Here is a 16,048-nt window from a genome sequence, read left to right as displayed (position 1 = left end):
CATGAGGGGGTAGCGCATGCGTGTGGCCGTGAAGGTGTGGGGTTCCTTCATGGACACGGCATGCGGGCGACCGAGGTCGCCCTCTGCGATCTGACTTGGGAGAAAGAACGGTCCGATCAAGGCGCCGGTTCCGTGGGAGCCGGGGGTTCCTCCGCAGGAGGAGCCGGCTCTTCAGGAGCTGGAGCTGGATCGGCAGGGGGAAGTTCTTCCGAGGGAGCGGACTCTGGGACAGGTTCAGAGGGAAGCGATTCTGGGACGGGTTCTGACGGAGCTGGTTCCGTGGCCGTCGTGTCCGTCGAGGCCGGGTTTTCGACAGTCGGTTCCGTCGAAGGAGCCGTCTCCTCGGCTGGAGCCGTTTCCTCAACCACTCCACCACTCAACGACTCAACCACTTCATAATCCTTCCTGAACGCGCTCACCATCCAGTCGAACGTCACGTTCGAATCCGTCGAAGACCCTGAGCTTGTCGAAGGGCCGACCTGACGGACCGTGAACCCGTTGTGGTCCTTGCTCACGATATAGAGCGACACCGGGCCGTTGGGTGTCACGAGCACGCGCACCGGGGCCGTGGTGGACGTGACGTCGTTGAACGACGGATTGACGGACTCGAACGAGACGGTCGCTTCCCCGTTCACGAGTTCCGCGGTCCCGAGAAGCGTAATCTGCACGTCCGGACTCGTGACGGCGATCGTTTCCACCTGCTCGTTCTGGTAGCTGGTGATGACCGTCTTGTAGGTCGCCTCCGTGCGGAACGTCCCTTCCCCGTCCACGCTCCAGATGCCGCCCAATCCGGCAATCGCGCCGACGTTCAGGATCTGGTTCCCCTGCATGTAGATGTTGCCGGTCATGTTGAGCGCCGACAGGCTCCCGGTGCCCGAGCCGGACGCCGCGTTGTCCGTGCCGGCCATGGGCTGACTTCCGTCGGTCCAGTAGCCAAGATGAACGAACACGATGATCGCTTCCCCACTGCCAACTGCCAACTGCCCACTGCCATCAACCGACCCACTGCCATCAAACGGTTCAAGCGCGTAGCCGATGATCATGCCGGCCTCGGTGGCTTTCATGGCGTAGCCTGGCTGCGTTTCGGATACGGTAAGCGCGTCGCCCACGGCGATGTCGCCGTTCTCGAGGGACACCTTGGTGGGCACCCGGCCCGCGAGCGCGATCGGGTGGTCGCCCGCCTTCACGTTGCCGGCCACGAACCCGGGCTTGGTGGACACGATGCCCGCGAGGCGCGCGCGGTCCTCGCCCGAGGCGCGTTTCACCTGTTCGGAAACCGTATCGAACGCCACCACCTCACCAGGTTCGAGAGGCAGGCTTGAGGGGAACATTTCCGCAAAGTCGTAGCTACCGGTCCCCCAGCCCGAGGCGTTGGTGCGCATGTAGTCGTCGCCGGAGCCTCCGTAATAGACGTACTTGTCCGTCTGGGCGACTCCCAGGGCCGAGGGGTACAGCTTTCCTCCCACCACCAGGTCGGAAGCCACGCTCATCACCCCGTCGTCGGTGATGTAGGCGACCTCGGCGTCGGACTGGTTGCGGATGGACAGCTTGTAGGTGGAGGCGTCCGTCACGTCGGTCACGAGCTTCATGGCGCGCTCCTGGGCGGCAGCGCCGTCCCAGCCCGAGCCGCGAAGGGAGAGGCCGAAGGAGTCGAAACCTTGGGTAATGCCATCGGCGGTGCCAGTGGCCGTGAACGCGACATCGTCATTGATCGTGGCCATGGTGCCGTCGGTGGCGATCACGCCGCCGGAGTGCCAGCCCACCTTCACGTCCACGAGCGCCGTGGCAATGCCGGGACTGACCGCGGTATACCCGCCCACCATGCGGCCAAGCGCCATGCCCGGCTGCGAGGCCTTCATGGCGTGCCCCGCGACCGTTGAGGTGGCGAGCATGTCGCCGATGGCCGGCACCCCGTTCTCCTCGCTCACCTTCACGCGCACCACGCCGGAGAGCACCACGGCCGGACGCTCCGGATCCACCACGGCATCGTCGTTGCCCACCACCACGTAGCTGCCTTCCATGAGGATCGCCGGCTGCAGCGACACCGCGCCCATGAGCCCGGAATCATACGCCATCGACGACTTCTTCACCTTCTTCGTTCCAGAGGCATCGCTCACCACCACGTCGTACGCCTCAAGCGCCTCCCCGGCATCCGCGAAGAACGTCTCCGCCAGGTCGCAGGCCACGCCCGTCTCAAGGCAGTTGCCCAAGATATTCCAGTCGTCGGAAACCTCGAATTCGCTCCCTGTTTCATCCCAACGGATGGACTCGGTCGTCCCGCCGTCGAAATAGAGGAAATCGTCGTTGGACGAACTCGCATTGCCGACGAAAATGTTCGAGTCTGCGACGACGACTCCCGTTTCGGAGACGACGAACACCGGGCTTCCACTGACATTCACGTTAAAGTCACCGGTGCTCGCAAGTCCCACGTCAACGTTGGATCCCGAGGCCGGGGTGATGGTGATCGCGCCAGTGGAGGTGATGTCCCCGCCGTTCACCGCCACGTCGCCCGCGGTAGTGATGAGGCCGGCCGTGCTGATGCTCCAGTCGTTGCCGCCCGTAAGCGCAAGCGTGGTGGAGGCGTTGCTGTTGCCGACCGCGATGACGTCCGCGGCGGTCCCGTTCGTCGCGAGATTGATCGTGTCCGTGCCGCTGCTGGTGACCCCGCCGATGTCGATCGTCTTCGTATTCGCGTTGTCGCCGAAGTTGATGCCGCCGGTGCCGACATTGAACGTAAGGTTCGTCGCACCGGTGCTGTTGCCCACGAAGACCGCCTTCGCGTTTGCGCCTGTCCCGAGATTCACGTCGCCGGTCGTGCCCGAGTCGAGCGTAAGCGCGGTCGTCGTAAGGGAGTTGATATCGAGCGAACCGGTCGCCGTGATGATCCCGCCGTTCACCGCCAAAGTGCCGGAGGTCGTGATGTTTCCAGAGCTATCCACCTGGAATTGCGAGCTGGCGCCCACGGAAAGCATGGCCGACGGGGTCGAGGTCCCGATGCCGACGAGGGACGATAGGATGTTCACCTCGTCGGTCGCCTGGTCATCGAACTCGATGCGGCCGGCCGCGGCGCCGAGGCCCAGCCAGTCGTCGTCGGCCGTGGCGTCGGCGAAGGCGTCGCCCGAGGTCATGGAGCCGACGGCCGTGATGTCGCCGGAAGCCGGGATGTCAGAAAGGAACGCCACGGTGCCCGTGCCGTTTTGGAAGGTAATCGTATTGTCAGCCGTGGGGTTGGTGATGGAGAAGGTGGTCTCGTTAGCGTCATCCGTGGAGCCGTCGAACACGAGCGCGCTCGTCCCTTGGATGGCCGCGCCCACGGTGAGGTTGTCGGTGACCGCGTCGCCGAGGGTGACGCTGCCGTCCACGCCGAGAGTGCCGGCCACGTCGAGGAGGTAGTCGGGGGTGGCGTCGCCGATCCCCAGGTTCCCGGACGCGTCGAGCGTCACGCGCCGCGTGTTGCTGGTGGCGAAATGGAGGTCGTTGGCCGTGGCCTGCGTGAGGGCGAGGTCGTTGTTCCCGACGATGGTGTCGGCATAGCCCGAACCCGCGAATTGCAACCCGCTGCGGCTCCCGGACCCGGCGTCATTCACGATGAGCATGGCGGCATAGCCGGTCGCGCTCGTGTTTTCGGCCCAGGCCTCGGCGCCGGCGGCCGGAGCCGACCGGGTCGCATGGAACATCGCGGCCGGGGACGCGGTCCCGATGCCCACGCGGTCGTTCGTCGCGTCGATGGAAAGGGTGTTGCTGTCGAAATTGAGGCCGTTCTCGCCGCCCGAGAGCGCCACCGCGGTGTCGTTCGCGAACGTCCAAGTGGCGGCATTCACGGTAATCGCGTCCCCCGAGGTATCGCCGAAGGTCGCGTTCCCGCTCCAGGAGAGGTCGCCGGAGCCGTCGATGAGCATGCGGGAAGTGGTCCCTTGCATGAAGCGGATCGGCCCCGTGGTCACGCCGTTTTGCAACACGAGCGCGTTCGCGCCTTCACCGGAACCCACGTACGTGCTGCTGGTCATGTACACCGAGGATCGGAACGAATTGCCTTGGTCGTTCACGAGGCTGACGGCGGCGAAGGCCGCCGTGCCCGCGTTCGTATTCGTGGCATAAGTGGCGACCTCGCCGTTCACGCTCCCTTCCACGTCAACCAACGCGTCCGGCGCGGAGGTGCCGACGCCGACGCGCGCCCCAAGGACGTTCACCTCGTCGGTGGCGAGGTCGTCGAACTCGATGCGTCCGGCGGCCACGCCGAGACCGAGCCAGTCGTCATCGGCCGAGGAATCCGCGAACGCGTCGCCGCTCGTCATTGAACCGACGGCCGTGATGTCGCCGGAGCCGGCCGAGGTGGTCCAGGAAAGCGCGCCTGCGCCGTCGCTCGTGAGGAACTGGCCGGAGTCGCCGTCATTGGCTGGGAGGGTATACGTCACGTTCTGGGTCATCGCAGCGTTGGGATCGAACACGACCTCGTAGTCGGTGGCTCCCTGCTCGGAGTAGACGCGCATCTGGCCATCCGTGCCCGGCGTGCCGGCGCGGATGGCGCCGTTCACGTCGAGGAGGTAACCGGGCGCCGCGGTGCCGACACCCACGCGCCCCGTGGACTTGTCGAGGTAGAGGTCGTCGGTGAAAAAGGCGATGTCGGCGTTCGTGGTCGAATCCGTGCCGAAATCGAGCGAGGTTCCGGCCGCGTAGCTGATCACGCCCTCGTTCGTGGCCGAGGTGCCGATATGGATGGAGGCCGGGCCGAGGAAGATATCCGCCCAGCGCTGGTCCGCGTCGCCGAGCGTGTACGTGTCATCGGTGTTGGGGAGGATGTTGCTGTTCACGTCGGCCGTGAACACCACGTTGTCCGTGGCCGCGTCGCCAAAGGTCGCGTCGCCGTCGAACTGGAAACTGCCGGCCACGTCGAGCAGGGCGTCGGGGGTGGCGTCGCCGATGCCCACGCTCCCCCCGTCCACGATGGAAAACACCGTCGTGTTGTTGTCGCGGGCGAGGAAGATGTTGTTGGTGGTCGACCCGTTGCTCGCGATGAGGCCGGAGGAGGCGTCGAAGGTGGGGGTGGAGTTGAACAGGCCGAAGTACCCGCCGATCTCGATGGGGGACGTCACGCTCGTGTTGCGGCCCACGCCCAGGACGCCGATGTTGGTCCCCGAGGCCTTGGCCGTGATGGACTTCCCCACCCCGCCCACGCTCGTCGCGCCGTTGGCGGCCTCCATGTAAGAGCCGACGTTGAGGCCCGTGGTGGTCGCGATGGCGAGGCTGCTGAGGCCGGTGTTGCCGAGGGAGGCGTTCGACGACGTATCGAGCTTGAGGTCGCTCCCGGTGCCGGCCGCCAGGTTCTCCACGTCCAGGGCCGTGTAATACCCTGCCCCGGTGGCGCCGGCGGCGAGGACGAACTGGCCGGCCAGCTGGTTGTTCCCGATCGTGTCCGAACTCGTGATGTCGGCGCGCAGCCCCGCGAACCCGTCCGTGACCGTCGCGGCGATGTGCAGCGGCCAGAAGCCGGTGGAGGTGCCGGCGCTGATGTCCACGAGGTGCGATGGCGTCGAGGTGCCGATGCCGATGCGGTTGTTGGCGGCGTCGATGGAAAGGGTGTTCGAGTCGAAGTTGAGGCCGTTCACGCCGCCCGAAAGCGCGACAGTGGTGTCATTCGCGAACGTCCAGGCGGCGGCGTTTGAGGTGACTGTGTCGCCCGAGGCGTTGCCGAGGGTCGAATTCCCTTGCACGGCAAAGGTCCCTCCTACGTCGAGTTTGGCGGACGGGGTCTCGTCGAAGATCCCAACGTTGTTGGACGTGTCGATGAATATCCCCGGTGGCGTCCCGCTCGTGTTGAGATTGGTGCCGATGAGGAGCGGTGCGGTGCCGAAGGTGGCCACGAACATGCGGGTCGCATCCGTATTCGCGCCGATGGCCACGGAATCGGCTAATGAAATGGAATCAAAGCCGAGGTTCGTATTTCCTGTGCCGAACGACCTCCACGAACCCGTCGCGCCATCGGACACGACGGAAACCTCGGAAAAGGCGGACGCTCCCGCGTTCGAATTCTCGAAGACGTATCCTCCGCCGCCGTCCGTCGATTGGGTCGCGTGTACGCGCGCGGTCGGGCTAGCCGTACCAATCCCCACGCGGCCGTTGCCGGCGTCGAGGAAGAGGAGGTTCGCCTCCGTGTCGCCTTCGATGCGGAAGTCGGTGTCGGCCCCACCCTCGTTCACGACGAGCGCGTTCGCCCCGGTGTCATAGGAGATGGTTCCCTCGTCCCCGATAAGGGAACCGACGTGGAGGGTCGCGGCCCCAAGGTAGAGGTCCCTCCAGCGCTGGGCGTCGGCGCCCAGGTCGTAGGTGTCGTCGTCGTCGGGGATGAAGTGGCTGTCCACGTCGGCGTTGAACAGGACGACGTCGGCGGAGCTGGAACCGACCGTGAGCGAGTTCTCGAAAAGGACGTTCCCCGAGTCGTTGAAGGTGGCGAAGGCGGTGCCAACCGACTGGATCACGAAGTCGCCGGTGCTTTGCAGGTCCACGAACACGTTGCCGGCCGTGGAGCTCTCGAACTCGAGGCCCGAGGCGTTGTCCACGGCCATCTTCTTGTCTGAATCGTTGTCGTACGCCCCGTCGAGGTCCAGGGCGCCTCCGGCCGTGGTCGCCACCTGGTCCCAGTTGGTCGCCCCGTCCATGTTCACCCACAGCTTCCCGTCCTCGTCGAGGAACAGGCTCCCCGCCTGGGCCGAGAGGGTCCCGTCGAGCCCTGCCGTGCCGTCGCCGACATAGAGACCGACCGAGTCCGCGTTGCTCGTGTCCGTGAGCCTCACGCGCTCCGTGTCCTCGGCGGCCTCGATGTCGAGGTCGGCGTCGGGCGTGGTCGCCCCGATCCCGAAGTTGCCAGCGTGGTAGCTTTGGCCGCCCTCGGAGTAGATGGAATATTGGGCGTCGGCGGTCGGAAAATCCTCGAGGTACAGGCCGTAGGCGGTGGAAGTGCCCGCTCCCGCGTTGCCCACGCCCGTGTCATCCACGTACACGCCGTAGGTGTTGATGGTGCCGCCGGTGGCGCCGGTGCGGCTCACGGCCGACCACACGCCGTAGTTGTTCTCGGTGCCTGAGGAACGGGGATCCGACAGGCTAAGCGAGAAGTATCCGGCAATGCTCTCGACCGAGCTTCCGCCGGTCGCGGTGGTGAAGGCGTACGCCTCGATGCCGGACATCCAGCTCGTGATGTCGCCGGTCCCGTTGTGGGTCGCGTTGAAATACCCGGCGGACAGGGTGCCGACATCCTCGGCGTTCGTCGCCTCGGTGGCCGCCTCGGAATCAAGGGCGATCGCCCAGATGCCCGAGGCGTCCGCCGACGGGTCGTACAGGAGGTAGTTGGTGGTGCCCTCGACGTAGTCCACGCTCGCGTCCGTGCTCCGCTCGGACACGTTGAGCGTGTTGGAGAAGATCGAGCCGGGATAGAGGAGGCTCCCGTCGTCCACGGCCGCGTCCGCGCCGATCGCGGCGTGGCCGGAGACGTACGAGGTGCCGGATACTTCCAGCGTCTCGCCGGGGGTCGTCGTGCCGATCCCGACGTTTCCGGCGGAGTCGATGCGCATGCGCTCGTCGCCCGTGGCGATGCCGCCGGTGGCGAAGATCATCGGGGCCGTGGCGTGCTGGGAAGCGAGGATGAGCCCGCCGGCATTCCCGGAGTTGGTGTAGAAGTTGGCGCTCGAAGGGATGTCGGTGAGGTCGGTGCCCAGCGTGCCGGAGTTCTGGTTGGTGATGTTGAGTCCGATCGTTCCGTCGCCGTTCATGAGGATCTCCTCGCTCGAATCCGACGCGCTGATGTGGTTGAGGATGAGATAGGTGTTCCCTCCCGCGGTGCTGTCATCGATGCCGATGCCGGTCGAACCCGACGTCCCGAGGATGCTGACGGTGTCGAGCGGGGTGGCCGTGCCGATTCCGACCTCACCGCTTGAAAGGACCGTCATGCGCGTGGTCCCGTCCGTCTCGATCGCGAAATCCTCGGTGTCGTTGGTGCCGATGACGGCCGTTGCCCCGAAGCTGTTGCCGTCCTGCACGAACGCGTCGTCCACGAGGGCGAAACTCGCCGAATCCATCCCGTCGAGCGTGTCGGCATTGAACGCATACGCCGCGGCTCCGATCTGCTTCCTCGGGGAAAGCACCTCCCCTTCCACCTCCACCTCGAGGAACACGGAGGCATCATCCGCGAACACGGAATCCGGAATGGCGGCGTATCCGGCCCCGGTGTCGCCGAGGTTCTCGGAGAACAACCCGTCGGTGAGGGTCACGGCCAAATCGGCGTCGGAGGCGCAGGAGCTGTCGTCGTTGCTCCACAGGCACGTGCCGGCGGCTAGGGAGTCGTACAAACGGAACTGGAAGTCGCGGGAAGCGGAAGCGTCGGGCACTCCGTTGGCGTTGAGCAGGCGGCCTTGGTACGGGATGATGTTGGGAGGAGAGACGGCGAAGACGGACAGGTAACTGTCCGTAAGCATGTACGACACCGCTCCGGCCATCACCAGACCCAAGGCCGTGAAGGCGAACAGCCTCCTGAAAAAGTGATCCGGGTTGTCCTTGAACCGCTTGAGCATGCGGACGAGCTATCTCCCCCTTATCAAAGGGGGAGCATGAGGGGGTACATTCGGCCCGTTGGCCGACCGCCGCGACCCATCCTTGATGAGTCTCGACGGTCGGGGCACATCGCCGCGTACGATGTGCCGAGGGTGACATCCCCGACGTTACCCGGGACGTCACGCGGATGCGGGAAGGAGCTTTGGCGGCAGGCGGACCTGGACGCCCCAGTCCGATGCCTCTTTGCGTCCGGTGAAATCCACCGGGCGTATCTCGACGTTGTCGTAGCCTTCATGCTCGAACACCACGTAATACTCGTTGGGCCCGAGCACGAAGTTGTAGCGGCCGTTGCCGTCGGTGACGGCCGTCTCAAGGAGCTTATTGTACCGCGGCTCGAACACGCGCGCGATGACGCGGCCAAGCGGCTTGTCCGTCCCCTGGTCGTACACGATCCCCCAGCTCTTGGGCTTGGCCGCGCGCGCGAGGCGGCGCACGGCAAGGTAGACGAGCGCCTGCACGAGCACCATCCCGACCGTCAGGGCGCCCGGCCTGATCACCGCGAACGCGACCGAGGCGATGATGCCGGAGATGGAAACGACGTGTTGGATCGTCCGCAGGCGCGCCTTGAGGACGATGGCGGCCGGAGCGTGGAACGCGGCGGCCTGCGACGGGTCGAGCGGGACGTTGGCCGCGATGACGGCCCCGGCCTCGGAGACGACGATGGGCTCGCCGTGATAGAGGTCGAGGAAGTCATGGTCTTCCCGCGAGGATGAGAGGTAGCCCGTCGGGAAATCGAATCCCTGCTTCGTCACCGCCAGGCGGTAGCGGCCGGGATTGGCAAGGAAGAAATAGCGTCCGCCGCGGTCCGTCACGCGGGATTGCACCAGCCTCCCGGTCTCCGGAACCCCCTCGGCGGGAAGCTCATCCGGCAGGCGGAACAATCGCACGGTGGCAAGGTCCACGGGCAGCTTCGAGATCGAATTGTAGACGATCCCGAAAGCGCGACGCTTGCGCCGTCCCACGAGCAGGACGGGCGCGGTGAAGAGATATTGGAGCAAAGGAACGAAATTGAACCCGATCGCGAGCGTGACGCCCGTGAGGGAGGCGGTCACGGCAAGCGCGGGAACCGAGATGTCCGCGGCCGTCTGCACGGCGGGAAGGTCGCGTACCGCCTCGAGCGTCTCGTTGACGGCGGCGGCCGCGTCCAGGATCGCCGCGACGGGGGCCGAAGGGGGCGGGATCAGCGGCGGCTCCTCCTCGAGGGCGAGCCGCACGCGAGGATTGATGATGTGGTCCGTGACCGAGAACGTCGCGGTCCGCGCGGGCGCATACCCGGCGGCCGAAACGGACACGGCGTACGTCCCGTTCGGCGCGTACCAGGCGAACGCGCCGTTGCCGCCCGTCGTCAACGGATTGGATTGCCCGTAGGGTGACCCGTCCCATACGGCCGTTCCCCCGTTGACCTCGTGAAGCGTGGCGGTGGCGCCTGAAACGCGCTGTTCGGCATCGTCGACGGACGCATAGGCATATCCGTCGCCCTTTACGTCGAGGAGCAAGGCGACGGCCTGCACGGTGCCGTCCCCGTAGTGGACGGTCACCGCTAACGGATGGGATCCCGACGTCTCCGGCGTCGTGATCGTGGTCTCGTACGCGTCGTCGCCCACGGCGGCGGCGCGCAACCCCTGTCCCTCCTCTTCCGAGAAGGTTGGGGCCATGAGGTAGGTCTCGCCCTCAAGGGCAAGTTCGACGCGATCCACCGGTCGATCAAGGTGGATGGCGGAAAGCCGCGCGACGAGCGCACGGCGCGAAAGCACCGCGACCGATCCCCGGTCGGACACGGGGAGCGCGAGCCCGGCGGCTCCCGCAAGGAACGTGAGGTCTTGCCGCAGGACATCGGCCGGCACGAGGCCGGGAGGACAGTCCTGTGCGCACGAGGCGCTGTCCTCGCCGGCTTCGCACACGGCGTTCCCGCACGCGGCCGCGGGCGGGAGCGGACCGCAGTCGACGGCGCAAGATGCGCCGGACTCCAGGTCCGAACAGATGCCGTCCCCGCACGCTCCTCCCGCCTGGCCGGACGGGAGGGCTGGGGGTGGAACCGCCTCTGGGGGCGGTTCCGGCGGCGCTTCCGGGGGAGGCTCCGGGGGAGGCTCCTCCGGCGGCAGCTCTTCTTCTGGCACGCTCGGGGTACCCTGCCCGAGCGTACCAGAACTGAACTGCCCAACGGCGTCCACGGCGAAGACGCCGTAGAAGTAGGTGGTGCCGTTGGAAAGGCCGGTGTGGGTGAAAGAGGAAGCGAGCGAACTGGACACGACCGTGCAATCCGGATCGGTCGGGCTGCTCGGCGCTTCGTTCGTGCACGCGATGACGCGGATCGACGAAAGGTCGCCGTCCGGGGGATTCGTCCATGAAAGCTGGTTTTGCGCGTCCCCCGCCGTCACCGACAGTCCGGTGACGTTGCCCGGGTTGGGATCGTCGAGCGTCGTAAACGTCCCGTCGCCGCTCACGGCTTCGTTCAGCGCCGCGTCCTTCGAGCGCACGCGGAAGTGATGGAGGGCGTTCTCCGTGAGTCCGGTCAGCACCACGGAATGGCTCACGACCAGGCTCCCGTCCGTGACGATCGTCCCATAGGCGACGGTGGGTCCGAAATCGACCGCGCTGTCGGCGGCCTCATCCGTCGTCCAGGTCACGCGCGCGCTGGTCGTCGTGATGTCCGTCACGACGATCGCCGAGATGAGCGGCGCGACGCCGTCCGTGGTCATGAAGGTGTTGTCGGAACTGATCCGCTCGTTCAGCGCCGCGTCCTTCGAGCGCACGCGGAAGTGGTATTCGGTGCTTCCCGTGAGCCCGGTGAGGGTAAGCGCGTGGCTGGTGACGAGGGTCCCGCTCGTGACGCTCCCGTTCTCGTAGGCGACGGTGGGCCCGAAATCCACGCGACTGTCCGCGGCCTCATCCGTGTCCCAGGTGACGATTGCCGAGGTGGCCGTGATCGAACTCACGGTGATGTTGCTGATGACGGGCGGCGTGGTGTCGCCCGCGGGCGGGGCCGGCGGCCCACCTCCTCCAGCGCCGCCGGTGGTGACCGTCGCCGTCACGCCGATCGTGTCATCCCCTCCGATGGGAAGGGCGATGGAGCCGGCGTCGCCGAACGTGCCGGACACGGACACGTAATAGGTGCCCGCCGCGGACGGGTTGTCGATTTGGGAGGTGCCCGTGCCCGAAGCGGTGGCATTGGTGCCGATTTCCACCGTCACCTCGCTCGTGGCGGCGATCGCGCCCCCGTCTCCGGCACAGATGGTGATGGTGAACGTGTCGGCAGCAAGGATGACCGACGCCTGTTCCGCGCCGCTGCAATCCGCGGCGGTCGTAAGGTCGACGCCGTCGTCCTCCACGTCCACGTCATCTTCGGTAAGGCCCGACGTGTCGAAATCCGCGTCGAACTCGATGGTGACCGTGTCCCCTTCCGAAACGCCCGATGGGGTGACGAAGGCGATGACGTGGTTCGCGGCGGCCGACGTCTCCAGGGTGGTCATGACGTCGCTCGCGGAGGTGACCGTGGCCGCGCGCGCGGGGAGGAACGGCAAGACGCTCGCGAGGATGGTCGCGGCGGCGATGAGACGATGGACGTTCCTCCTTATATGGGGCATATCAGGCGCGTCGTCGGACGATGCCGACCAGGATCATGAGACCCATCAGGCCGACGAAGGCCGACAGGATGACGACCGGCCATGGGAATACCCAGAAGGAGTCGGACGAAGACAGGGCGGGCTGGTCCGATGCGTAGGTCAGCTTGAGCGTGGCCGTCACCGGGCCGAGGGCGAGTCCCTTCTCCGGCACGATCACCTCGAACGTCCGCGTCGATCCGGGGACCACGCGCTTCCCTTCCCCGTTCACCTGCGCCGACGCGACGACTCGCCCGAACAGGTCCCTCGTCTCTACCGTACCGACGGGGATCACGACCACGTCTCCCTGATTTTGGATGCGAAGGGCGTACCTGTGCGAGGTGTTCTCCCGGATGGCTCCGGCGGGATCCGGCAGGAAATCCAGGAGCGCGGCCTTCGCCGTCCCTCCTTCTACCGTCAGGAACAGCAAGACCGCCACCCGCGCCTGGATCGGGGCGCCTTGGGAAGCCACCACGTCATACGGCGCGTCCGACACGGTGATCGCGGCATAGTGCGTCCCGGGAAGCGCATCCATGGGCACCGCCGCCTTTACCGGTACCGTGAGCTTCCCGCCCGCCGGCACGCGCACGCGGTCCTCGATCGAAATCCACTCCGACAATCCCGCCGTCCCCTCTTCGCGCGGGAGGAAACGCGGCGCGTCCGCGTCCTCGCGCGGCTCGAAGGCGATCGCCTGCAGGTAATACGTCTTCTCCCGTGCGTCGGCATTGGTGATGGTGATCGACGTCGACGCGACCGTCCCGCGCGTGGCGGAGAGGTCGATGATCGCCGGAGAAACGGAAAAAGCGCGTGCGGCAACCGGCGTGAGCATCGTGAGCATGGCGATGACGGAGGCGAGACGCTTCATATCAGTAGTTCCCGGAAATCACGAAGCTCGTGACGTTCGCGTACGCGAGGTTTTCGGTCGCGCCGGTCATCGATGCCTTGAGCGTCACGAAATCGCGCGAAGAGAACGACGCGACGGAGCGGTCCGCAACGTCCTGGAAGCCCGTCGTTACGGCCGTGTCAGCCGTGTCGAACGTGGAGCCCGCAAGCGTCGTATCGGACGAACGGCCGCCATACTCCTCGCTGCCGGCGGTCACGGTGCCGTCCGCGACGTCGTTGATGTCGTTGCCGCCGTTGCGGAGGTTGCCGTCATCCATCATCTGCACCGTGTATCCGGCATCCGCCTCGGCCGTGACGTCGAACGCGACGACCGACGTGTTGACCGCGGCGACGTCGAGCGTACCGAGTGCGGCGGTCGAAGACGTGAGCGCGTAGACGAAGTCGTTCGTCCCGTCGATCGTCGGCGCGGTCCCGCCGTCCTTGAGTTCGTCGAGCGTGATGGTTCCCGCGCCGATCGAAACGATCCTGCCCACGGCGGAAACCTGCGAGGCGCCCTTGTCCTGCACGAGCAGGATGAAGTCATCGATGGACAATCCGGCCGTGCTCGTGGTGATGGTCGTCGAGACGAGCGCCGTGGCTGCCTGCTCCGTGCCGTTGTCCTGGGCGAACACCTCGAACGTAATCACCTGGTCGTTCACGCCCTGGCGATAGCCGGCGGCAAGCTCGTAACTGGCGCTCGTCGAATCTCCGATCCCCGCGTCTCCCGCTGTATCGCGAAGCAGATACGATGCGGACGAGCTCGTATCGTCTCCACCAGAACTCAACGTATCCCAACGGATCTCAAAATTCGCGGAGGACATTTCCGCGAATGCAAAAGGCACATAGATAAACATCCCCACAATTGTCGCGGCGACCGATGCGTAACGCATAGTCTAAGCTACAGACCATATTATACCTTGAATACATGTTTTGGTCAAAGCATTTTATTGCTAACGTCAGCAAAGAAAATTGTTACTACTGTACGTTTTTCAAATGAATCTCGCGTATCCTCTTCGAAATCTCATGTTATCCACAGCTCAAAAAATGAATTACACGTTTGTGTACAATGTTGTAGACAAGTAGTAATATATTTCCATGATCTCGTGGACATCAATCCGCACGATTAATCAACAACAAAGGCGCAGTGTCCCCCGCTAGGAAGATGATAAGGATCCATATATTTGAAATCAAATAGTGTTACGACTTAGAAATACAAAAGTCGCCACTTTCAAGGCGACTTTTGGTGGACCTGTGGGGAATCGAACCCCAGACCTTCCCGACGCCTGATGGGTCCGGGACCCCGACCTTTCATCAGAAAGCGTCTGGGCTGCAATGCGAATGCAGCGCTCTACCAGGTCCGACGCTTCGGTCGGACCCCCGACCTACGCCTTGAGACTCGATGGCGTAGCGTCGGGGCTGAGCAAAACAAAAATCACTACTTCCGTAGTGATCTCTGGTGGACCGATGGGGAATCGAACCCCAGACCTCTGCAATGCGAATGCAGCGCTCTACCAGCTGAGCTATCGGCCCATACTTCCATTTTGTTCCACGTGAAACATTCTCTGCTACCACATGTCGCACTAGCGAGCTGTGGCTGGCGCGTCTGCCTAGGCTCGATCAAGAGCGAAGGCTGGTGCCCCCAGAGGGAATTGAACCCCCATCTTATCCTTAGGACGGATCTGCTCTATCCGTTGAGCTATGAGGGCATTAACGAACTCCCATTTTGTTTCACATGAAACATTTATGTGTCGTAAAACGTACATGTGCTGGATGGGTGGGTTGTGAATGTCCGTGCTATACTAAGCTTCCAGTGGGCGCATTTTACGGGGATACGAGCAAGTCGTCAAACGTATGAATTCGATTGAAATCGCCATGGTTGTCGTGATTGTCGGCCTTATCGCCTTTCTTTTCTATTCCAGGCGGTCTGTCGGAGCTGCCCCATTGGATTCGTCAGTGATCCAGCTGCTTAATGACATCCGCCGGGACATGGATGAGGTATCAACCAAGGGAAGAACCGAACTCCAGGGGCGTCTGGATCGCATCGATGACCGGATGTCACGAGGCCTGAATGATTCGATGCAGATGATCCAGAAGCATTCCGCTCATACCTCTGGCATCGTCCGGGATGTAACGGAAAAGCTCACGAAGCTAGATGAAACGAATAAGCAAGTACTGGACTTCTCCAAACAGCTACAGAGCTTGGAAAATATTCTTAAGAATCCAAAGCAGCGAGGAATTCTTGGGGAATATTGGCTTGAAACGCTTCTTGGACAGGTATTACAACCCACCCAGTACCAAATGCAATACGATCTGGGAGTAGACGAAGATACGAATGCAAAACTGATTCCAGATGCCGTTATCTTCGTGAAGGAAATGTTGATACCAATTGACGCAAAATTTTCGTTAGAGAACTACAACAAAATTTCTCTTGAGACAGATGCGCTCCGACGAGAGGCCTTGGAGCGCGAATTCAAGAGTGACGTCAAGAAGCGCATTGATGAGACATCTAAATACATCCGTCCGGAGCGCGGAACTACGAACTTTTCGTTCATGTTCGTCCCGGCCGAAGGGGTCTATCACAATCTCATCACCTCGAGCGTCGGCGCCGTGAACGTGAACACGCGCAATCTCATCGAGTACGCGTTCGAGAAGGGGGTGATGATCGTGTCGCCCACCTCCTTCTTCGCCTACCTGCAGACGGTGCTGCTTGGCTTGCGTGCGCTGCAGATCGAGGATTCGGTGAAGGAGATCCAGGTGCAGGCGGAACATCTCAATCGCCATCTCAAGGCGTACGAGGAGTATCACGGCAAGGTCGGGAAGCATCTGGAGACGACCGCCCGCGCGTATGCAGAGTCGAGCAACGAGCTGAAGAAAATCGACAAGGACATTTTCAAGATTGCCGCAGGGAAGACGGGGAAGGCGCTTGCATCCCCCGAGATTGACAGGGAAACGGAGATATCCTAATA

General features: G+C 63.9%; 5 protein-coding genes and 2 tRNA genes. 1 reads left to right on the top strand and 6 read right to left on the bottom strand.

Features of this window, described 5'->3' with window-relative positions; all coding sequences use genetic code 11:
- Nucleotides 1-116 precede the first annotated feature (116 nt).
- The 6 genes from EPO34_03860 to EPO34_03835 form a co-directional block, all read right to left on the bottom strand.
- On the bottom strand, nucleotides 117-8,561 hold the full coding sequence (locus tag EPO34_03860) for a hypothetical protein (protein TAK04251.1): 8,445 nt from the start codon (nucleotides 8,559-8,561) through the stop codon (nucleotides 117-119).
- Between the two features lie 159 nt (nucleotides 8,562-8,720).
- The gene (locus EPO34_03855; protein ID TAK04250.1) at nucleotides 8,721-12,185 is read right to left on the bottom strand and encodes a hypothetical protein; all 3,465 of its coding nucleotides are present in this window, start codon (nucleotides 12,183-12,185) and stop codon (nucleotides 8,721-8,723) included.
- A 1-nt stretch (nucleotide 12,186) separates the two neighbouring features.
- Nucleotides 12,187-13,065, bottom strand: coding sequence for a hypothetical protein (locus EPO34_03850; GenBank protein ID TAK04249.1), 879 nt, complete (start codon nucleotides 13,063-13,065; stop codon nucleotides 12,187-12,189).
- 1 nt (nucleotide 13,066) lies between these two features.
- Nucleotides 13,067-13,924, bottom strand: coding sequence for a hypothetical protein (locus EPO34_03845; protein TAK04248.1), 858 nt, complete (start codon nucleotides 13,922-13,924; stop codon nucleotides 13,067-13,069).
- Nucleotides 13,925-14,536: 612 nt separating this feature from the next.
- Nucleotides 14,537-14,612, bottom strand: a tRNA-Ala gene (locus EPO34_03840).
- Nucleotides 14,613-14,713: 101 nt separating this feature from the next.
- Nucleotides 14,714-14,788, bottom strand: a tRNA-Arg gene (locus EPO34_03835).
- Nucleotides 14,789-14,933: 145 nt separating this feature from the next.
- On the opposite strand from EPO34_03835, the gene EPO34_03830 reads away from it, so the two are divergent.
- Nucleotides 14,934-16,046 (top strand): DNA recombination protein RmuC, encoded by a 1,113-nt coding sequence (locus EPO34_03830; GenBank protein ID TAK04247.1) that lies wholly within the window; start codon nucleotides 14,934-14,936, stop codon nucleotides 16,044-16,046.
- Nucleotides 16,047-16,048: the final 2 nt, after the last annotated feature.

It is taken from the genome of Patescibacteria group bacterium (genome assembly GCA_004297215.1).
Lineage (GTDB): Bacteria > Patescibacteriota > Patescibacteriia > UBA9934 > GWF2-40-263 > 2-01-FULL-63-20.
This window is presented reverse-complemented; position numbering and strand designations above follow the sequence as displayed.